Raw genomic sequence first — 21383 nt, forward strand, 5'->3', positions numbered from 1 at the left:
AATTTCAAAAGTATGTTTACATTTGTTCAAAGTAGAGTTAGAATGAAGTTGTTAAAAGATATGAGGAGTGAAGATAATGAACATTGCAAAGTTAATTGATCATACAGTTTTGAAACCGAATACTACGAAAGAAGATGTAATGAAAGTTTTAGAGGAAGCAAAGAAATATAATTTCGCTTCGGTTTGTATTAATCCTACATGGGTAAAATTAGCTGCTGAAGAACTAGCAGGACATGACGTGGATGTTTGTACAGTTATTGGATTCCCTTTAGGTGCGAATACGACTGAAACAAAAGTATTCGAAACAAAAGATGTAATTGCAAAAGGTGCAACTGAAGTAGACATGGTAATTAATGTCGGTGCTTTAAAAGATGGCGATAATGAATTTGTTGAAAAAGATATTCGTGAAGTTGTACAAGCTGCAAAAGGAAAGGCACTTGTAAAAGTTATTATTGAAACTTGTTTATTAACAGATGAAGAAAAAGTTCGTGCATGTCAATTATCTGTAAAAGCTGGTGCTGACTTTGTGAAAACTTCAACTGGATTCTCAACTGGTGGAGCAACTGCTGAAGATATCGCATTAATGCGCAAAACTGTTGGAGAAAACGTTGGCGTGAAAGCATCTGGTGGTGTACGTACACGAGAAGATGCAGAGAAAATGGTTGAAGCTGGTGCTTCTAGAGTTGGAGCAAGCGCTAGTGTTGCAATCGTATTAAATGACGAAAAAGGCGCTTCAGATAATTACTAATCAATAAAAAGTTAGAAGCAATAGATACACGAATTGTTGAATAGGCATAGTGTATCTATTGCTTTAACACTTGGAAAATATGTAAGCGGATACGAAGAGGAGGGGGAATTTTATGAAATATTTAATAGGGATCATAGGATTGGTAATCACTTTAGGTATTGCATGGCTTGCTAGTAATAATAGAAGAAAAGTGAAATATCGACCTATCGTAACGATGATTGTACTTCAGTTTATTTTAGGTTTTTTACTATTAAATACAAGTATCGGGAACATACTAATTGGCGGGATCGCAGATGGTTTTGGACAATTGTTAAAGTATGCTGGCGATGGTGTTAATTTTGTATTTGGCGGTTTGGTGAATCAAAAAGAATTTTCATTCTTTTTAGGGGTATTAATGCCAATTGTTTTTATATCAGCTTTAATTGGTATTTTACAGCATATTAAGGTTTTACCATTCATTGTGAAATACATTGGTCTGGTTTTAAGTAAAGTAAATGGGATGGGGAAACTTGAATCATATAACGCTGTAGCTTCAGCAATTTTAGGGCAATCAGAAGTATTTATTTCGGTTAAAAAACAGCTAGGGTTACTATCGGAAAGAAGATTATATACATTATGTGCGTCTGCAATGTCAACGGTTTCCATGTCCATAGTTGGATCATATATGGTGTTATTAAAGCCGCAATACGTTGTAACCGCTTTAGTGCTGAACTTATTTGGTGGTTTTATTATAGCTTCTATTATTAATCCTTATGAGGTTACTGAAGAAGAAGACATGTTAGAAGTACAAGAAGAAGAGAAAAAGACCTTTTTTGAAGTATTAGGGGAATATATAATAGATGGCTTTAAAGTTGCTATTACAGTAGCCGCTATGCTAATTGGATTCGTTGCTCTTATAGCTTTCATTAATGCTGTGTTTAAAGGGGTAATCGGCATCTCATTCCAAGAAATTCTTGGCTATGTATTTGCGCCATTTGCATTTATTATGGGGGTTCCTTGGCATGAAGCTGTTAACGCTGGTAACATCATGGCGACGAAACTTGTATCAAATGAATTTGTGGCTATGACAAATTTAGCACAAGGAAACTTTAATTTCTCAGGAAGAACGACTGCGATCATATCAGTGTTCCTTGTTTCATTCGCAAACTTCTCTTCAATAGGAATTATCGCTGGTGCTGTTAAGAGCTTGAATGAAAAACAAGGGAATGTAGTAGCAAGATTTGGTTTGAAACTACTTTTCGGAGCAACTTTAGTAAGCTTTTTATCCGCAACAATTGTTGGATTAATATACTGAGAGTTTAAGAGGTTTACTATAGAGAGTCTCTCTATAAACCAAAAAATAAAAATGAAAAGGATCGGTGATTAAAATGAGAATGGTAGACATTATTGCAAAAAAACGTGATGGAAAAGAACTAACAACAGAGGAAATTGGGTTTTTTATTAAAGGGTATACAGACGGAACAATACCTGATTATCAAGTAAGTGCACTTGCAATGGCTATTTTCTTCCAAGATATGTCCGACCGTGAACGTGCCGATTTAACGATGGCTATGGTTGAGTCTGGAGAAACGATTGATTTATCAGAGATTGAAGGGATTAAAGTAGATAAACATTCAACCGGTGGAGTTGGTGATACAACAACATTAGTTTTAGGACCATTGGTAGCCGCTTTAGATGTACCAGTTGCAAAAATGTCTGGTCGGGGTCTAGGCCATACAGGTGGCACGATTGATAAATTAGAAGCAGTAGAAGGGTTCCATGTTGAAATTACGAAAGAGCAATTCATTGACATTGTAAACCGCGATAAGGTTGCAGTTATTGGGCAAACTGGCAATTTAACACCTGCCGATAAAAAGATATATGCACTACGTGATGTTACCGGAACTGTAAATTCGATCCCATTAATTGCAAGTTCTATTATGAGTAAAAAAATTGCAGCTGGTGCTGATGCAATTTTACTTGATGTTAAGACGGGTGCAGGCGCATTCATGAAAACGGAAGAAGATGCGAAAGAATTAGCACATGCAATGGTACGAATCGGAAATAATGTTGGACGTCAAACAATGGCTGTTATTTCAGATATGTCGCAACCTCTTGGTTTTGCAATTGGTAATGCTCTTGAAGTAAAAGAAGCGATTGATACATTAAAAGGAGAAGGTCCAGAAGATTTAACGGAATTGGTGCTTGTATTAGGAAGTCAAATGGTCGTACTTGCTAAAAAAGCGAATACGTTAGAAGAAGCGCGTGAAATGTTGAAAGAAGTTATGAAAAATGGAAAAGCAATTGAAAAATTCAAAGAGTTCTTGAGTAATCAAGGTGGGGATAGCTCGATTGTAGATCATCCGGAAAAATTACCGCAAGCGAAATATGTAATTGATGTGCCAGCAAAAACTTCAGGTGTTGTTTCCAACATTGTGGCAGACGAGATTGGCATTGCTGCCATGCTTCTAGGAGCAGGTCGTGCAACAAAAGAGGACGAAATTGATTTAGCTGTTGGCTTAATGTTACGTAAAAAAGTTGGCGAAGCTGTAAAAGAAGGGGAACCATTCGTTACGATTTATGCAAATCGTGAAAATGTTGAAGATGTAAAAGCTAAAATTTATGAAAACATTTCTATATCAGATAAAGCTGAAGCACCTAAATTAATTCATACTATTATAACTGATTAATGTTTAGTAGAATTGAATATACTCTGAGGAGGAAATGATATGGATAAAGAAAAATATTTTGAAGAAGCTACAAAGATGTTATCGAAAGCTTACATTCCGTATTCCAAATTCCCTGTTGGAGCGGCACTAGTTACGAAAGATGGTAAAATTTATACAGGTTGCAACATAGAAAATGCTTCTTACGGTTTATGTAATTGTGCTGAAAGAACAGCCATATTCAAAGCAGTGTCAGAAGGAGAACGTGATTTTAGTTATTTAGTAATAACAGGTGAAACAGATGGACCCATTTCACCATGCGGAGCATGTAGACAAGTCATTGCAGAATTTTGTGGTCCACAAATGCCAGTTTTATTGACAAATCAAAAAGGCGATGAAAAAGAAGTAACGGTTGAACAATTGCTACCAGGTGCTTTTTCGATAGATGATTTAATCTAATGAAAAGATAAGCATTGCATGATTTGTAGTTTATAAATCAATACAAAGAAGGAAGCTGTCCCAAAAGTAATATAGAGGGATAGCTTCCTTCTTTGTGAATGAAATGCTTTTATTTGTATAATCATTGATACTCGCTAACTAAGGGCGCTTTTCTATTTGAATGAGCTGATCTATCATGATGTGTTTTGATTTCTTTTCTGGGGAATTTTACGAGATAGGGCACTGAAGCTTCGTTTCGTATCTACTAATGTTCGTAAACTGTTCACGCTTCCCGAAAGCTCCTATATAGAGTTTCGTACTAAATGGTTTGTACTGCGAATAGGTTGGTAAAAGAGTATAAGGAAGGGGGCGTGGAATGAAACAGTATCACATCATTGGAAAAAGCGTCAAGCGAAAAGAAAGTGCTGATAAGGTAACGGGAAGAGCGAAGTATGTGAATGATGAGATAGAGGTCGGTACGTTATATGCAAAGCTTTTAACGAGTGTATATGCTCATGCTTTTATTGAAAGTATTGATATAAGGAAAGCTAAGAAAATACCTGGTGTTCATGCTGTGGTAACAGGAGCAGACGAACCTATTCTTGTCGGTTCCAGTATTGTGGATCGTCCGATATTAGTTGCCGAGAAAGTACGGTATTTTGGTGAACCTATTGCACTTGTTGTAGCGGATAGTGAAGCGATTGCTAAACAAGCAGTAACGCAAATACGTGTTACATATAAGAAACTCCCAGTAGTTCATGCTCCACTGCAAGCCTATTTAGAAAGGGATATACTCGTACATGAAAATGTAGAACAATATGAATTGGAAGAAGAAGTATATCCAGAAGCACATACAAACATTGCAAATAGAACGAAAATTCGTAAGGGTGATATTCGAGAAGGATTTGCAAATAGTGAGGTTGTTGCAGAAGAAACGTTTTCCTTCAGGCAATCTGATCATACCGCAATGGAAACGCGATGTGCGAAGGTAGAAATTAAGCCAGATGGAGAGGTTATCGTTCATTCTACTTCGCAAGCTCCTTTTGAAATTAAAAGATTGCTCAGTAAAGCGTTTCAAATTGATGAGGAAAAAATAATTGTACATGTTCCTTTAGTTGGAGGAGCGTATGGGGGAAAGACAGCGGTACAACTTGAGTATTTAGCTTATCTTGCTTCAAAAGCGGTCGGTGGAAGGCGCGTTATCATTCGAAATAGTAGAGAAGAAGATTTTGTAACGTCCCCTGTTCATATTGGTTTACAAGCAAAAGTAAAGCTTGGATGTACAAAGAATGGAAAATTGCAAGCTGCAGAGATTTTGTATTTATTTGATGGCGGTGCTTATGCTGATCGGGCGGTGACAATAAGTAAGGCGGCTGGATTAGACTGTACAGGTCCGTATTCAATTAAGCATGTATCGTGTGATTCGCTCTGTATGTACACAAATCATCCATATGCGACATCGTTTCGAGGATTTGGTCATGCTGAGTATACATTTGTAATTGAAAGAATGATAGATATATTGGCAAATAAAGTAGGCATGTGTTCGCTTGAGTTTCGTATGAAAAATGCAATTGAATTAGGAGATACAACACCAACACAAGTATTGGTCACCAAAAGCAATACAGGGGATATTAAGGCGTGCCTACAAAAGTTAAAATCGATTATTAGTTGGGAAGAGGGCAATCGAATTGTTTTACCAAATGGAAGGATACGAGCAAAAGGAATTAGTTGCTTTTGGAAAAATTCGACCACACCAAATAATGCCGGAGCGGGTGCGACTTTAACTTTTAATAGTGATGGGAGTGTAAATATTAATTGTGGTGCTGTTGAAATTGGTCAAGGGACGAAAACAATTTTGACACAAATGGTTGCGGAAAAAATGAATATGATTGTTGAAGATGTATCTATCATGATGGAAGTCAATACACAAATAGCGCCGAAACATTGGAAAACAGCTGCTAGTCGAACGACACATCTTGTTGGAAATGCAGTTGTAAAAGCGACTGAAGATGCAATGAAGCAGTTACTAGATACAGCTGCTCATTTACTTGGAACACCAGCGCATGAGCTAGCAATCGCGAACAAGACTGTATATGTGAAAACAAATCCAGATATTTATATACCATTTTCAAAAATTGTTTTTGGATATGTTGATTCGAGTGGGAATGTAGCTGGGTCACAAGTAATCGGAAGAGGTACTTATGTTTTTGAAGGGATTACAAAGATTGACTATGAAACAGGAAAAGGGCAACAAGGACCAGAATGGGGAGTCGGGGCACAAGCGATCGAGGTTGAGTTTGATCCGCAGGCATATACGTATAAATTAATTAAAGCAGTAACGGTTGCAGATGCAGGAAAAATTTTAAATAGAAAAGGAGCAGAAACACAAATTATAGGAGCTATGAGTATGGGTTTAAGTTTTGCGACGAGAGAAACGTTTCACTATGACTCGTATGGAAGAGTTCTTAATTGTCAGTTTCGTTCTTATAAAGTGATGCATTATGGCCAACAGCCAAAATACACCGCTGAATTTGTAGAAGCACCGCATAACCAAGCTGCATTCGGTTCCAGAGGACTTGGTGAGCATGGAATTATCGGTATGCCAGCTGCTTTAGCGAATGCTTTGTCAATTGCAGCTATTATTTCACTTCGTCAATTACCACTCACTCCTGAATTGATTTGGAAAGTAAAACAAGAGAAGGAGAATGGTGTGTATGATACCATTTGACTTTGAATATTATCGTCCGCGTTCCATTAAAGAAGCCATTCGGTTATTTCATCAACTGGATGAAGAGGGAAAAAGTCCCCTTTATTATGGGGGTGGCACTGAAATTATTACGATGGGTCGCTTACAGCAAATCATTACGAAAGCAGTGATTGATTTAAAAGACATTCCTGAATGTAATGTTTGTACATGGAATGACCATAAACTTATCCTTGGTTCTACATTAACATTAACAAAAGTTCAAGAAACAAAAGTATTTCCTCTTCTTGGAGAGACTGCTGGAAGAGCGGCAGATCACACAGCAAGAAATAAAATTACACTTGGCGGAAACATTGCAGGAAAAATTATATATAGAGAAGCAGTGCTCCCTTTTTTACTAGCTGATAGTACATTTGTTATTGCAGGAAGAGAAGGCGTAAAGCATATCCCAGCTCAGCAAGCATTTATTGAGAAATTACAATTGCAAAAAGGTGAGTTTCTTGTACAAATTATAACAGATAAAAAATATGTAGGATTGCCTTATTATAGTGTGAAAAAAAGACAATTAGAAAAAATTGATTACCCACTTGTAACAGTTGCAGCGCTGAAAATTAATGATAGCATTCGAATAGCATATAGCGGATTATGCGCATTTCCATTTCGATCATTCACGATGGAAACAGTATTAAACGATTGGGATATTCCGGTAGAGGAGCGAATTGAACGCGCCCTTTTTCATATTCCTGCGCTTATATTGGATGATATACGAGGTTCACGTGCTTATCGTATTTTTGTTTTGAAGCATGTGCTCTACGATGTACTGATAAAGCTTGAAGAGGTGAGAGAATAATGGGAAAGGGTCAATTTATTCTTCAAGTGAATGGGGAAGACAGAGAAGTGATTGCCAGGATGGCGGATACGTTATTATATACATTGCGACATCAACTCGATCTAACAGGGGCCAAGCCGGGATGTGAAAACGGTGATTGTGGTGCTTGTACAGTTCTTGTTGATGGGGTGCCAATTAAGTCTTGTATTATGTTAGCCGTGGAAGCGATTGGAAAGCAGATTATAACCATTGAAGGTTTACGAGAAACCCCTATTCAACAAGCTTTTGAAGACAAATGGGCTTTCCAGTGTGGATATTGTACACCTGGATTTATCATGAATTGTCACGCGCTCGTTACACAAAACATGGATGTGGATGATTCAGTTATTGAAGAATGGTTAACCTCTAATATTTGCCGGTGCACAAGTTACCAAGAGATTGAAGAAGCTGTGAAATCTGTCTTGCAAAAGCAGCGAGAGAATCAATTATGACTTCTGTTCATACTGTACTAGAAGCACTACTATCTTGTGAACAACGATGTGCCTTAGCTACGATTATTCATGTGGAAGGCTCCGCATATTGTAAAGAAGGAACAATCATGCTTTTTTGTGAAGATGGAACAAAAGTTGGAATGTTAAGTGCAGGCTGTTTAGAAGAAGAGGTTTCTTTTTATGCAGCAAAAGTGATAGAGAATAAAACCTGGTCTGTTCATCAGTTTAATACGAAAGCAGAAGATGATTTATCTTGGGGAATGGGATGCAACGGTATCGTTCATATATTAATTGAACATATAGATGATGAGTACAAAGCTCTTTTACAAACACTATATGCGTATCTCAAGAACGGCATTTCTGTTTGGATGATTAAAAGCCTTTCATTGTTACAAACTTTATTTATATGTGAGCACGGTGAAACATTTGGGAATTGGGAAGCTCCATTTTTACCTCTTTCCTTACATGGCCAATGGTATTATCAACATTTTATGCCAAAGCCACGTCTTTTTATTTTTGGAGCAGGAGAGGACGCAAAACCACTCGTTCGGTTTGCGAAAGAAGTAAACTTTTTTGTAACAGTTTGTGATTGGCGTGAATCGTTATGTAATACTTCACACTTCCCGAGTGCAGATGCTTGTATGATTGGATTTCCGAAAGAGATTGTACCGCGACTTCTATTACGAGAAGAAGATTTTGTTGTGATTATGACTCACCATTTTCAGCGCGACCAACAATTGATTGAACTTTTATGCGGACAATGTGTTCGCTATATCGGTATCTTAGGTCCACGCCATCGCACTACTCGTCTATTAGAAGGAAAAACAATACCAAAACATCTTCATTCTCCGGTGGGACTTACAATTGGAGCAAAAGGTCCAACTGAAATTGCGATTAGTATAATAGCTGAAATCATTCAAGTGTTAAGGGGGAAGTAAAATAAAGATTGCTGGGATATATTTAGCTGCTGGAAACAGTCGGCGGATGGGTCCGGGGATACATAAGTTGTACCTTCCATTACAAGGGAAACCACTTGGAAACTTAGCGTTACAAGCAGCAATTTCTTCAATGCTTTCACATATTATTGTTGTTACGAATGAGCCTGCTTGGATGTTAGAAAGAATGTGCCGTGAAAATGTGCACATTCTTTCTTGTCCAAATGCTTATAGAGGACAGTCATACTCTCTTCAATGCGGTGTTGAGAAGGCGAAGCGAATGAATGTAGATGGAGTAGTTGTCCTTCTAGCTGATCAGCCATTTGTGACAACGGAATTTATTAATAAGATGATAAATTGCTGTGAGCAAAATAAAAACATTCACTTTGTAGCAGCGAGTTATAGAGGAATCAGACAACCGCCTGTTTTATTTACAAAGAAAGTGTTTCCGTTTTTTAAAGCATTGAAAGGAGATGAAGGGGCACGTGCAATTTTTACACAGCCTACGATAAATGGAATTTCATTGTTGTCTGAAAATGAGAGGATGTTTTGGGATGTAGATACATGGGAAAAGTATCAACAGGTGAAACAAGAAAATACGGACTAATAAGGGAGAATTTATTTGAAAAAGTTTCATCCTAATAGATAAGATTTGAGAATTTTCATGAATATGCTCTTTGTTTTTTGTATTGTAATATTATTTTTGAATAATAAAAGTGTAGAAAGGAATCTTATAGAATTAAGATGTAACACGTTTTTGAAATAGTCATGTACAATGCCGGCGTTCCAAATCCAAACGACGATACAAAATTTATATCTAATGAGGGCATTCGAATAAGTAGTATTTTAAAGTTTATTATGGAGAAATACTCAGGTTTAAGCGATGATAAGAAAAAGGAAGTCCTTTTCTTGTAGAATTAAGTTAACACACAAAATTCACAGAAAAGAGGTCTTCCCTATGAATCAATTTACAACAGACCTTGTTTAAGCCCTAGTAAAAAAAGAAGATATTACAGAAGTTTTTCGTATATGAATCGTTTAACAAGAAAATCAAAAAATATATGAAGCGCGAAGAACAATTACCCAATGAAGAATCATTAAAAAGTTTCCTCGTTTCACAGTTTGAAACGTACAATCAGTGCTTTACAACTCGTTGTCATTTAGAATTCAATCAAGCTCGATCAGAAATGGCAGCGATGTTTACAGACAACAATTAAAGAGCACCTATAGGAAAAAGAATTCTTTATTTACACAAAATTATTGACGGTACCATATTTATATTTGAACATCAATTTTTCCTTTATGCAAATTATATGGCTATGTACAAAAATGGTGTGAAATAGAGAATGTTACATAATGGAAATGGAAAAGAAGATAGGCAATGTTATGTATTCGATAAGCGAATAAGCGTTCCTGTTAATCAAAAAGAACATGTTATTGTCGGAAGAGACCACTTTACAAATGAACCTTGTGAACGTTATGTAAACTGTGCAAATTCAGAGTGTAACAAACAAATTTTATGTTCAGAAGAAAATGAACATAAATGTTTACGTGCATGTTCACACGAATGCCACGTGTATCCGTGCAAGCGTTATATGAAAGAACACGAATTAACAGAAGCACAAGTAGCTGTTGCATTAGAAAAAATTGAAGAAGAAAATAAAGTGAAATTAGGATAATATTTCACTTTATTAGTGGGAAACGGATCTTATCATAAAGGATAGGATCCATTTTTTTTAAGATTTAATAATTGTGTTGATTTAAAAATAAGTTGAGTAATGTCATGTTTAGACAATGAAAAAATCACACGTTGCTTGTTTGAAACTGCTTGTTTATACAATTCCTTAATTTCTAAAAAGTAACTATAAATATATTCGAATATTTCATCCGGGTTATCATCTTCAATAAGCGGATAAAGTTGTTCGTCCATTAGTTCTTGAAAGTTATACAATTTTTTGAAATCATTTTTGCTGATATCTTTTATCGCAACGTAAGCCTTCTTGACTTGCTTAGATGTAAGTGAGGAAGTACCGAAAGAATTATCATCTATGGTCGAATCATTCAATGGTACGACATACTCAAGTGGTGGTTCTGCGCCATCAATCTCTCCGTATAAAACGAAATGAGGCAATTTATCTTGCATTAACGGGGAGTAAGACCCCCACCTCAAAATTTAGTAAAGTAAAGAAGTTAGGTGGGGGATCAACTGCCCGTAAAACCCCGATTCGTTCTACTAACCATCAGTCAGGGTATCATCCACTAATCTTTTTTACCTTGACTGAGGTTTGAAGTGGGGATAAATAGAGATTTAAGGGACTCCATATGTCTTAATTCAAGGGACAGAAGAGAAAGACTTGCTGCTAGAAATTCTTTTATACGACAAGTAAATAAACTTGAATGGATTTACTCTTGAAATATTGGCTATTAATTTAGATGGTCGAATTTTCTGGAATAAAGCGGTATAATGCTTGTAAGTACAATGCATATATAATGATAGGAGAATGTAAGAAAGAATACACAAATAGTTAATATGGATAAAGATAAAAAACAATTAAGCGAAGATTATACTAACAATATGATTATAGTCAACGAGAAATAGCGAAACAATTGAATATCTCGAGCCAAATTGTCTTAAGAATGTTAAATTATATGAATGAAACGATAGTGTTATTTACAGATGTTTTTCAAACAACATCACGGAACTTATCGCTCCCATCTGTTTTTGATAATGTATTTACAAAGGAATTAGATGGGGATTTTACTTTTAATTGAATTTTTCAGGTAAAAGTATAGGTGACTTACTTTTAAGGAGGAAAGATAGTATATGGTACGTATATTGGTTGCTGAAGATGATTGTAATATCCAAAAATTAATTAAATTATCGTTAGAATCAGAAGGGTTTGACATAATTGAAGCACGTGATGGCGAGCAAGCTGTTTATCTGCTTCATGAAGTTACAATTGATTTGGTGATTTTAGATATTATGATGCCTAAATTAGATGGTTGGGGTGTATGTGAAGAGATTAGACGTTATTTCGACATGCCAATCTTGATGGTGACAGCAAAGGGGGAAACAACGGATAAAATCAAGGGATTTCAAAAAGGAACAGATGATTATATTGTAAAGCCATTTGATCCAACTGAATTTGGATTACGAGTACATGCTCTTTTAAAAAGATATCGTATTTTTAAAGAACAAATTATTCAAATTGAGGATGTGAAAATAGATGCTTCTGCACATACTGTGGAGATAAGAGAAAAAGTATATTCTGTTCCTTTAAAGGAATTTGAATTGTTGTATACATTAATGAGTTACCCTGGAAAATTGTTTACACGTCGACAATTAATAGAAAAGATTTGGGATATAAATTATGAAGGAGATGAACGAACGGTAGATGTTCATATCAATCGTCTTCGAAAGAAATTCGATAAGTTGACGGATTCTTTCGAAATTTTAACCATTCGTGGGTTAGGTTATCGTTTACAAATAAAACAATGAAGACATTGTATTTTCGTATAGTTTTAGTATATTTAGCCACAGTTATATTAAGTCTAGTTGTCGGTGTGATTGTTTCTATTTTTTTACATTATAAGGAAATAAATAAAGAAACTGATCAATATTTAACGAGAAAAGGTAAAGCGTTTGTTGCTCTTTTTCAAGAAAACAATTTAGAGCAGGTTGATTCAATGATGAGTGTAATAACTGAGGAACAAATCATTTATTCTTTATATAGTTACGAAGGTCTCGAAAGACGCTATGGACATGGGGGAGATGTTCGTCAGATATCGGAAAAAGAAATAAAGAAAATATTGGAGGGCAAAGTTTATCGTGAAGATTGTACGAATGATTGTAAAGGTGCACAAGCTGTTGGATTACCATTTCAGAATGGAGAAAAACGGTATGCTATTGTTATACAATTATTATTAAACAAACAAAATTCTACAATATGGTCGCCAATTTTAAATACAACTTTTTTTCTTATATTAGGAATTGGAAGTGTATGTTTTTTATTAGGAGCTAGGTATCTTATAAAGCCATTACAACATATTACAAGAGCTACAAAATTAGTAGCAAGAGGTAACTTTAATATTAAATTAAAAACAAACAGAACAGATGAATTAGGTGTATTAGTAAAAAGTTTTGAGGATATGATTAAAGGATTAGAAAGTTTAGAGTCAATGAGAAAGGAATTTGTTTCAAATGTGTCACATGAAATCCAATCTCCCCTTACTTCAATTTATGGTTTTTCAAAAGCATTGAAAAGACCGAATCTTTCTGAAGAAGTGAAAAAAGAATATATAGAGATTATTGAGAGAGAGAGTTTAAGATTATCAAGATTGAGTGCTAATTTGCTAAAATTAGCTTCTCTTGAATCTAACCATCATCCATTTCACCTTACGGGTATTGCTTTAGATGAACAACTGCGCAATATAATGGTTCTGAACGAGCCTCAGTGGTCAAAAAAGAAAATCGAAATTGAATTAGAATTATTACCTGTAATGATTGAAGGAGATGATGATCAATTAAGTCAAGTATGGACAAATTTAATTCAGAATAGTATTAAATTTACACCGGAAGGAGGCAAAATCTCAATTTGTATGAAGCGTTTGGCTAAGAAAGTTGTTGTTAAAGTCATGGATACAGGTATTGGTATGGCTAAAGAAGAACAAGAACATATTTTTGAACGGTTTTATAAAGTAGATAAAGCGAGGACACATAATGGAAGTGGAATTGGATTGTCTATTGTAAAAAAAATTATTGAACTTCATAATGGCCAAATTGAAGTAGAAAGTATCTTAGAAAAGGGGACAATATTCACTATTATTTTACCGTATAAACAGACTGCGATTAAATATATAATATAACTGAGTTATGATTTAAGAGTAGTGATACAAAGATGATGATACCTCTTATTAAAGATACTTTATTTAATTAGATTAATTTCATAAGTTATAATCCTATTAATATAAGTGCGTGTACTAATTTTGTTGTCTACTATTAAATGATTGTTATTGCTTTGGATCTTTTTATTATGAATGTTGCTTGTTAGCTTAGTAATTGAATCGATTAGATAAATAAATTATGAAAGAGAGGTTATATTGATTGTATAACCAGAACTTCATAATAAGGTCAAATGAATCTAATAAACTTACTTGCAAATTTAGAGGTGTAGAACAAACTACTGATTATCTTAGAATATAAGAAATTGGTAGTTTTTTTTCATTTCCATATATCTCTTATTATAGGTGTCAATAACGTATTGAAATTGGTTCTTCCGCAATTTTGGTGAAGCCTTCTCATGATATTATAGTAATAAAAAGTCATTATGGGAGGAGTTTTACTTGGAACTGCAAGAATTCTATAAGGATTGGAACCTGTTATCTTATATAGCGAACGATTCTAATATACAGCTCTATGTTCAGTCTCATCAAACTTACAATTGTTGTCCATCCTGCCACAAACACTCTTCGCGTGTTCATAGTCGATACTGGCGAGTCATCAAAGATATTCCCATTCTATCCTTACAAGTTAATTTACATGTTAGAGCTAGAAAGTTTTTTTGTGACAATCTAACTTGTTCTCAACGCATTTTTACAGAGCGAAACGCTACATGGTGGCTTCCATATGCTAGACGTACCAATCGCCTTACATCATTTCTTAAGCACCTTGCCTTTACCCTAAGTGCGGAAGCTGCTAGTAAAGTTTCAGTTCAATATGGCACACCTATTAGTCCAGACAGCTTTCTTTATCTTATTCGAAAGGAACAAATCTCTTCTATTACTGAGCCCACCATGATTGGCATTGACGACTGGGCAATGAAAAAGGGACAACAATACGGAAGTATTGTCTGTGATTTACAGACACGAAAACCCATTGCTCTTCTTACAAATCGTACAGTACAAGAAGTTGCAAACTGGTTACAAAAGTATCCATCCATTCAAATTGTCACAAGAGACGGTTCCGCTGAATTTGCGAAGGGGATTCGAGAAGGAAGGCCAAATGCGATTCAAATTACAGACCGTTGGCATCTATTTCATAACTTGAGCCGAAAGGTGGAACAGTATTTAAAAAAGCTGTTTCCACGAAAAATCTGCATTTCATTTACAAAGGCACACCCCGAAAAACATGTTCTTTCTATTCAAAACAACTCTACTCTCACCGTTGGTGAAAAAAAGAAGTGGCAACTCATTAAACACATACAAGCACGATATAAAGAGGGTTGTAAGAAAGTTGATATAATAAGGGAATTCACAATTGATTGAAAAACACTGAATAAATATTTGCAATTAAAAATCCCTCCGAAACGGGCAAAATATAAACGGCATAGTGCTGATCCGTATCTTCCCGTAATTCGGAAACTTTTACAAGCACAGGCAACTGTTACGCATATTTATTCGGTAATACAAGAACACGGCTACAATAAGTCACTGTCAACGCTAAGGGATTACATGACAAAATTAAAAAAGCGGGTAAGAAATCAAAAAGACGAAGACATAATAACGATTTCTAGATATAAATTACAAGCGTATCTATGGTTCAAACGAATTCCTACCTGCGAAGAACAAACTAACTTTGACAAATTATTTGAGGAACATGAAACACTGTATCGGCTGAAGTCTATCATACAAGCGTTTCAGAAGTTGCTGAATGAACAGAAGAATGAGCAAGTGCTCGAAACATGGTTGATACAAGCAAAAGAAAATGAGATACCTGAAATACAACAATTTATCAAATATATCCGAACGGATATAGAGGCTGTGAAACATGCTTTATCTTATTCTTGGAGTAATGGACTTGTAGAAGGTCACGTTAATCGACTAGAAGTTATCAAACGACAAATGTATGGACGAGCTAAGTTGGATTTACTGAGTAGAAAGGTACTCTATCAAACTACATAATATGTTTTTGAAATAATGTTGATTAGAGATATTATGGTACCCGTTATTCCTTCACCAAAATTGCGGGAGAACCATTTTACCACCGTTACTAACAATAGGATTGAATATAATCCTCATTATTTATCTTATAATAGATATGGTGTGGTGATGATTGTAATTGACAAGTAGTATGTTTTGAATTTTAAAAGACGCCTTTTCTTTTTCTTGTTTTCGTAGGTGTACATTAAAAAAATTTAGATTATCTATATACCTTATTTTGTTCATATTACGTTTATATTTGTATGATATACTGTGTCTGCAATGATATAAAAAGGAGGCATACATAGGATGTTTCATATTACAAAGTGGAGTTTAAAGAATACAATTGCAGTGTTAATTTTATGTGTATTGGTGCTAGCGGGCGGCATATATTCTACAGTTAATATTCAAAAAGCAACGTTACCCAATATGTCATTTCCATCATTAGCAATTCAAATTACGACCCCAGGACAGTCAGCTGAGGATGTAGAAAGAGAAATTACAAAACCAATAGAAGAAAGCATCATGAGTTTACCGGGAGTTGAAAAAGTAACAAGCTCAACATCAAGTAATAGCATTTCTGTATTTGTGCAATACCCATTTAAAACAGATATTGAACAAGCTTCGAATAAATTAACGGAAGCAGTAAATCGCCTACAATTACCAAAAGGAACGGAGACGAAAGTACTTAATATTTCGCAGTCGTTATCTTCTATCTATCAAGTAGCTATAACATCAGAACATACTGATGAATTACAAAAATCATTAGAAGAAACCATAATACCTGAAATTAAGAAAATAAATGGTGTTTCTGATGCTGCGCTAACTGGAAAGAAAAATAAAAAATGGATTATTGAAATAAATAAAGACACAGCTCAAAAGCTTGGAATTACTTTGAATAAAGTAAAAGAAACAATAGAATCTAATAGTCATGCAGTTACAGTAGGATCTGTAAATGAAGATGGGACAACTATACCAGTTAGTTTAGATGGAGATATAAAAAAGATTGAGGAGTTAAATGGGATTTTATTAGATTCTAATTCGGGAGAAGTGGGTCAACCTAGTAGTCCAAATGTGAAGTTGTCGGATATTTCTACAATTAAGAGTATATCACAGCAAAAAGAGATTGCACGTTATAATGGAACGCCAGGTTTTCTAATTGAAGTAAATAAAGAAGATGCTGCGAATACAGTAGAGGTTACAAAAAAAGTTGATGAGATTATACAGAAATATAAAAAACAACTAAATTACAGTATATATCCGATTTATAATGAAGGTGAAGAAGTAGAAACTTCTATCTCAAAAATGATTAAAGAAGGATTATACGGAGCTATATTCACAGTAATTGTAATTGCTTTGTTCTTAAGAGATTTTCGTGCAACAATACTTTCTATAATTTCATTACCTGTTTCAATATTCGCAACAATCACAATTCTACATCAAGCTGGATATACATTAAATATTATGACATTAGGTGGACTTGCTGTAGCTATTGGGAGAATTGTAGATGATAGTATAGTTGTCATAGAAAACATGTATCGTTGGATGCAAGAAAATACTAATTTGAAAATATCTAAAAAAGAAATTGCGTTGCAGGCGACTAAACAAGTAATGAGGGCGGTTTCATCATCTACACTAGTAACAATTGTTGTATTCTTACCAATGGTATTTGTTGGTGGTATAATTGGTGAATTTTTCCGTCCATTTTCGCTAGCCGTAGCTGCTTCAATTTTTATTTCGTTATTGGTATCAATTATGTTAATTCCTGTTCTCGGGGCTATATTCTTTAAAAAAGTTAAACATAAAGAAACTGTCGGGAAAGGAGTTTTAATTTTTGAAAAGATACTGCGTTTTGCATTAAAAAGAAGAAAAAGCGTGACAGCTTGTGCTTTTATACTACTTTTGGTTTCGGTTTCTTTGGTCCCATCATTAGGGCTGTCGTTTTTACCAGCAGGCAGTTCATCTTCACTCTATATAACGATGGAATTGCCTCCAACAACTAAATTAGAAAAAACGGATAATGCTGCAAAAAAGATAGAGCAGTATTTAAAAGAGAAAAAAGAAATTGATTATGCAAATGTTTCTATAGGAATGCGAGACGAACTTACAGGAGAGGTTCAAGAAAATCAAGCGGATTTTGAAGTTCATTTGAAAAAGAATAGTGTAGCAAAGAGTCTTAGTTCTGAATGGAAAAAGGAAATTAGAAAAATATTAGAAAAGGATGAACCAAAGGCGATTGTGAAAGTAGATGAGGAACCAACGAAAATTACAACTGGTAATACGGTCGAGGTTAATCTATATAGTGAAGATTTAATAGCTTTGCAAAAAAGTACAGAGGAAGTACAAAATTTACTAAAAAAGAATGAAAATCTTAAGGGTGTAAAAAGTAATATAGAAGCAGTAAAGCCTAAATGGATTATATCATTAAACGAGAAAGGGAAAAAGCTAGGATTAAATGCTGCGCAATTAATTGTTATAACCAATGAACAGCTGCAGCCAATAGATGTTAATAATATTAAACTTAATAATGAAAAGTCACATTTTCTAATTGAGTACGATCGGAAAATCACAAATAAAGATCAATTATTGAATATCGATATTCCTACTGCTGAAGGAATGATTAAGTTAAAAGAAGTAGCGAATATAAATCAGGCAAACACACCTATTGTAATTCAACATGAGAAAGGAAAGGTTACTGCAAAAGTAGAAGCACAAGTAAAAGACAATAATATAATTGAGGCCACAGAAAAGATAACAAAAGACGTAGAAGCGTTATCATTGTCAAAAGGGGTAACTACTCAAATTGGTGGTGGTACAGAAGATATTTCTAAAGGGATTCAGCAATTAGGATTAGCAATTGGGTCTGCTGTGGGATTAGTGTTTCTCATTTTAAGTATTACGTTTGGTGGATTGTTAACACCAATTATTATTTTATCTTCATTAATATTTGTTCCTATAGGATCTTTAACAGCACTCTTACTTTCTGGACAAACGTTATCTATGAGTGCGATGATAGGTTTACTTATGCTAATTGGTATTGTTGTGACAAATGCGGTCGTTTTATTAGATAGAGTTGAAACCAATCGTAAGGAAGGGATGGAATTAACTGTAGCAATTATAGAAGCTGCCAAAATACGGTTAAGACCAATTTTAATGACAGCAATTGCGACAATATGTGCATTGATTCCAATGGCAATTTCATCTGAGGTTTCTGCATCAACGGCATTAATCTCAAAAGGATTGGCGATAACTGTAATTGGTGGTTTAACAACTTCTACTTTACTGACGTTAATTATTATTCCAGTGTTCTATATGTCATTAGATAAGTGGCGCAAGAATAAACTAGTTTCAGAAGAAATGGGATATGTAAAAAGAAAAACAGCATCTTTAGAAAATGAATTTTATGAATCATAAAAAAACTACTTAAAGATCATGTTCATCAATAAAACGAAATGAGTCCGGTACCTTTGGTATCGGACTCATTTCGTTTTACAAGCGGAATTGAATAATACTCTTTTGGTATAAGGTAATATGTTTGTTTTGGATATGTATGTTTATATAGATATTGAGAATTTTTCTTGTAGATTCTTGTGTGATATTAAAGGTATCGAATGATACAGGAATTTTATACTTTTGTGTTTTTATCTATGGTTAGCAAGATATTAGTTAGCCATAAAACGAGTTGTCGGAAGTTTAAAAAGCCATGTTTTTATGTAATATTATTAATTAATTTTTTTGTTTAGATTTGTTGATTGGCATACATAGAAAAAATTATAGAGCTGCTTTAATGTTAATATTTGAACTTCTTCAGGAAAGTAAGGTTGAAAAGTACACAGGGACATAACATATTTGTCTGCTAAATGATATTCTTTAAACCGGCAAAGAGGGTGCTTCACATCTGATTTTACCAATATTTCATTTTTTATAAATTGAATAGAAAATCTGTGAAAAGGTAAAGATAATCCAAGACCTAATGCTTTACTATAGCTTTCTTTCAGCGACCAATATCTGTAAAATAATAACAATTTCTCTTCTTCTCTTTTCTTTTGCAAATTAGAAGTTTCTTCTGGTGCAAAAAATTCTGCAGCGATTGCTACATTTAATTTTTCTATTTTTTCAATGTCAATTCCAACAGGTTTTTCGTCAACAGCACAAACAATCCAGTCTCCGGAATGAGATATATTAAAATGAAATGATTTATTATGTTGTAAATAAGGTTTACCATAGCGATTTGTAGTAATTTGTATTTCGTGAGGCAATAGGCCAAGATATTTAAAAATAAGTGAACGTAATAGGATGTCTCCTATTAGTGAACGTATGGCATCATTTTTGTGAATAAATCGTTGGATTTTTTCTTGTCTTTCTGCAGGAAGAATATAAGATAATGGTATTAATGTTTGTAAATTGAATTCCTCGGAAATTTTCACAGCGTATATTTGTAACATTTTAAACTTCACTTCTTTTTAGTGCTAAGGATTTAATTTTTTCAGCTACTTCTTTTGGGATATCTAGCAAAAACATATGCCCACCAGGAAATGAATGAAAATCAGCATGTTTAACCCATTTACACCAATTTTTTTCAAATTTGTATGGAGCACTATCGGATACGCCATTAAAAATATGTACAGGTGATTCGATAAGTGTATAATCTTCATGTTCAAATAGCTCAATGGCCTTGAAATCTGAACGGATCACAGGTAAAAATAGTTCCAAAAAATCTTTTTCTTTAGATAATTCAGAGGGAATTCCACCAAGTTTAATAAGGTATTGTAAAAAATCATTATCAGTTAGATCGGATACAATTTCCTTTTTGTAATCGGGTGGGCATGCTGCTGAGATGAATATATGTTCTGGAAAGATACCCAATCTTTCTAGTTTTTGTGCTAATAGATAGGATAGAAGTCCCCCCATACTATGACCAAATAATATAAAAGAGTGGTTTTTTATTTCAGGCAAAATTGCTTTAAGATAGAGTTCTACGAGCTCTTTGATATCCGATACAAGGGGTAAACGACTTGTACCGTGACCTGGTGGTTCGATGGAGATAATTTGAAAATAATTTTCTAGATCGGGATGTAAAGAACGGAATGCAAGTGAATAACCTCCTGCATAGGGAAGAAAAATTATTTTAGTTTTTCGAGAATCAGTTCCAAAATAGCGAAGAATTTCATTCATAAATTACCCTCCAATGTAAATAAATAGAAATATTAGGATGTCCAATATAAATATATTATTAATATTTGTTATTTTGCAAGAAGAATTTAAATTTAAATTTAAATTTTTTTTAGAGTAAGGACTCTTGTGAACTTAAAAAATAAATCATACTATTTTTTACATAATTTATATTATTCATAAAAATATTCGCTTGATGTTGTAAATAAGCCTTTAAGTATTTACAACATCAGGTTGATGATAAAAAAATATACTTTTATGGAAAATTATGATATGTTTATTTCGTAATTTAGTATATATTCAAACAATTCTTCTGAGGAAATTTGTATAAATGATAAATGTAATTGAAAATATTATTTTTATTGTCTATATGAATATCATTACTTGCCACTAAATATAAACTTTTGATTTTTACTATACCTCTCATATTAGTAGCTTTTATACTTCTTAGTCAGAGTAGAGCGATTGTATCATGGAAATTAACAATTTATTATGATTATTTA

Annotated in this window: 17 protein-coding genes and 2 pseudogenes; 16 read left to right on the forward strand and 3 right to left on the reverse strand. The window is 34.1% G+C overall.

The features are described 5' to 3' along the window. Positions 1-76 precede the first annotated feature (76 nt). The 11 genes and pseudogenes from deoC to QRE67_RS08930 form a co-directional block, all read left to right on the forward strand. Positions 77-748 carry a deoxyribose-phosphate aldolase gene (gene deoC / locus QRE67_RS08880; protein WP_286124523.1) on the forward strand — a complete coding sequence of 224 codons (672 nt, stop codon included), beginning with the start codon at positions 77-79 and terminating at the stop codon, positions 746-748. A 112-nt stretch (positions 749-860) separates the two neighbouring features. Next, the gene (locus QRE67_RS08885) at positions 861-2042 is read left to right on the forward strand and encodes a NupC/NupG family nucleoside CNT transporter (RefSeq protein WP_286124524.1); all 1182 of its coding nucleotides are present in this window, start codon (positions 861-863) and stop codon (positions 2040-2042) included. Between the two features lie 73 nt (positions 2043-2115). Continuing rightward, the gene (locus QRE67_RS08890) at positions 2116-3417 is read left to right on the forward strand and encodes a pyrimidine-nucleoside phosphorylase (RefSeq protein ID WP_286124525.1); all 1302 of its coding nucleotides are present in this window, start codon (positions 2116-2118) and stop codon (positions 3415-3417) included. Positions 3418-3456: 39 nt separating this feature from the next. Continuing rightward, a complete protein-coding gene (locus tag QRE67_RS08895; RefSeq protein WP_286124526.1) occupies positions 3457-3852 on the forward strand; it encodes a cytidine deaminase in 396 nt (131 codons plus the stop codon). A 355-nt stretch (positions 3853-4207) separates the two neighbouring features. Further along, a complete protein-coding gene (locus QRE67_RS08900) occupies positions 4208-6559 on the forward strand; it encodes a xanthine dehydrogenase family protein molybdopterin-binding subunit (RefSeq protein ID WP_286124527.1) in 2352 nt (783 codons plus the stop codon). Further along, positions 6546-7385, forward strand: coding sequence for an FAD binding domain-containing protein (locus tag QRE67_RS08905; RefSeq protein WP_286124528.1), 840 nt, complete (start codon positions 6546-6548; stop codon positions 7383-7385). Before QRE67_RS08900 ends, QRE67_RS08905 begins: the two co-directional genes overlap by 14 nt. Then, the gene (locus QRE67_RS08910; RefSeq protein ID WP_286124529.1) at positions 7385-7855 is read left to right on the forward strand and encodes a (2Fe-2S)-binding protein; all 471 of its coding nucleotides are present in this window, start codon (positions 7385-7387) and stop codon (positions 7853-7855) included. Before QRE67_RS08905 ends, QRE67_RS08910 begins: the two co-directional genes overlap by 1 nt. Beyond that, the gene (locus QRE67_RS08915; RefSeq protein WP_286124530.1) at positions 7852-8793 is read left to right on the forward strand and encodes an XdhC family protein; all 942 of its coding nucleotides are present in this window, start codon (positions 7852-7854) and stop codon (positions 8791-8793) included. The genes QRE67_RS08910 and QRE67_RS08915 overlap by 4 nt, the downstream gene beginning before the upstream one ends. Before the next feature lies 1 nt (position 8794). Beyond that, entirely contained in the window at positions 8795-9397 is a 603-nt protein-coding gene (locus tag QRE67_RS08920; protein ID WP_286125228.1) for a nucleotidyltransferase family protein, read from the forward strand. 424 nt (positions 9398-9821) lie between these two features. Beyond that, a pseudogene (locus QRE67_RS08925) lies at positions 9822-10007 on the forward strand (IS256 family transposase); the annotation flags it as partial. 156 nt (positions 10008-10163) lie between these two features. Beyond that, positions 10164-10469, forward strand: a pseudogene (locus QRE67_RS08930) (oxygen-dependent tRNA uridine(34) hydroxylase TrhO); the annotation flags it as partial. A gap of 32 nt (positions 10470-10501) precedes the next feature. Here QRE67_RS08930 and QRE67_RS08935 read toward each other — a convergent pair. Beyond that, complete coding sequence (locus QRE67_RS08935) at positions 10502-10933, reverse strand: DUF1877 family protein (RefSeq protein WP_286124531.1); 432 nt, start codon at positions 10931-10933, stop codon at positions 10502-10504. A 681-nt stretch (positions 10934-11614) separates the two neighbouring features. Between QRE67_RS08935 and QRE67_RS08945 the strand changes: the two genes are divergently transcribed. The 5 genes from QRE67_RS08945 (at position 11615) to QRE67_RS08965 (ending at position 19122) form a co-directional block, all read left to right on the forward strand. Further along, entirely contained in the window at positions 11615-12289 is a 675-nt protein-coding gene (locus QRE67_RS08945; protein ID WP_286124532.1) for a response regulator transcription factor, read from the forward strand. Further along, positions 12286-13656, forward strand: a complete 1371-nt coding sequence (locus tag QRE67_RS08950) for a sensor histidine kinase (RefSeq protein ID WP_286124533.1) — start codon at positions 12286-12288, stop codon at positions 13654-13656. Before QRE67_RS08945 ends, QRE67_RS08950 begins: the two co-directional genes overlap by 4 nt. 477 nt (positions 13657-14133) lie before the next feature. Then, positions 14134-15054: an ISL3 family transposase gene (locus QRE67_RS08955; protein ID WP_286124534.1), complete on the forward strand. Its 921-nt coding sequence runs from the start codon at positions 14134-14136 to the stop codon at positions 15052-15054. Positions 15055-15240: 186 nt separating this feature from the next. Beyond that, the gene (locus QRE67_RS08960; RefSeq protein WP_286124535.1) at positions 15241-15690 is read left to right on the forward strand and encodes a transposase; all 450 of its coding nucleotides are present in this window, start codon (positions 15241-15243) and stop codon (positions 15688-15690) included. A 327-nt stretch (positions 15691-16017) separates the two neighbouring features. Then, positions 16018-19122, forward strand: a complete 3105-nt coding sequence (locus tag QRE67_RS08965) for an efflux RND transporter permease subunit (protein WP_286124536.1) — start codon at positions 16018-16020, stop codon at positions 19120-19122. A 308-nt stretch (positions 19123-19430) separates the two neighbouring features. On the opposite strand, the gene QRE67_RS08970 is transcribed toward QRE67_RS08965, so the two are convergent. Next, positions 19431-20153, reverse strand: coding sequence for a 4'-phosphopantetheinyl transferase family protein (locus QRE67_RS08970; RefSeq protein ID WP_286124537.1), 723 nt, complete (start codon positions 20151-20153; stop codon positions 19431-19433). Position 20154: 1 nt separating this feature from the next. Continuing rightward, complete coding sequence (locus QRE67_RS08975) at positions 20155-20883, reverse strand: thioesterase II family protein (RefSeq protein WP_286124538.1); 729 nt, start codon at positions 20881-20883, stop codon at positions 20155-20157. Positions 20884-21383 lie beyond the last annotated feature (500 nt).

It is taken from the genome of Bacillus sp. DX3.1 (assembly GCF_030292155.1).
GTDB lineage: Bacteria > Bacillota > Bacilli > Bacillales > Bacillaceae_G > Bacillus_A.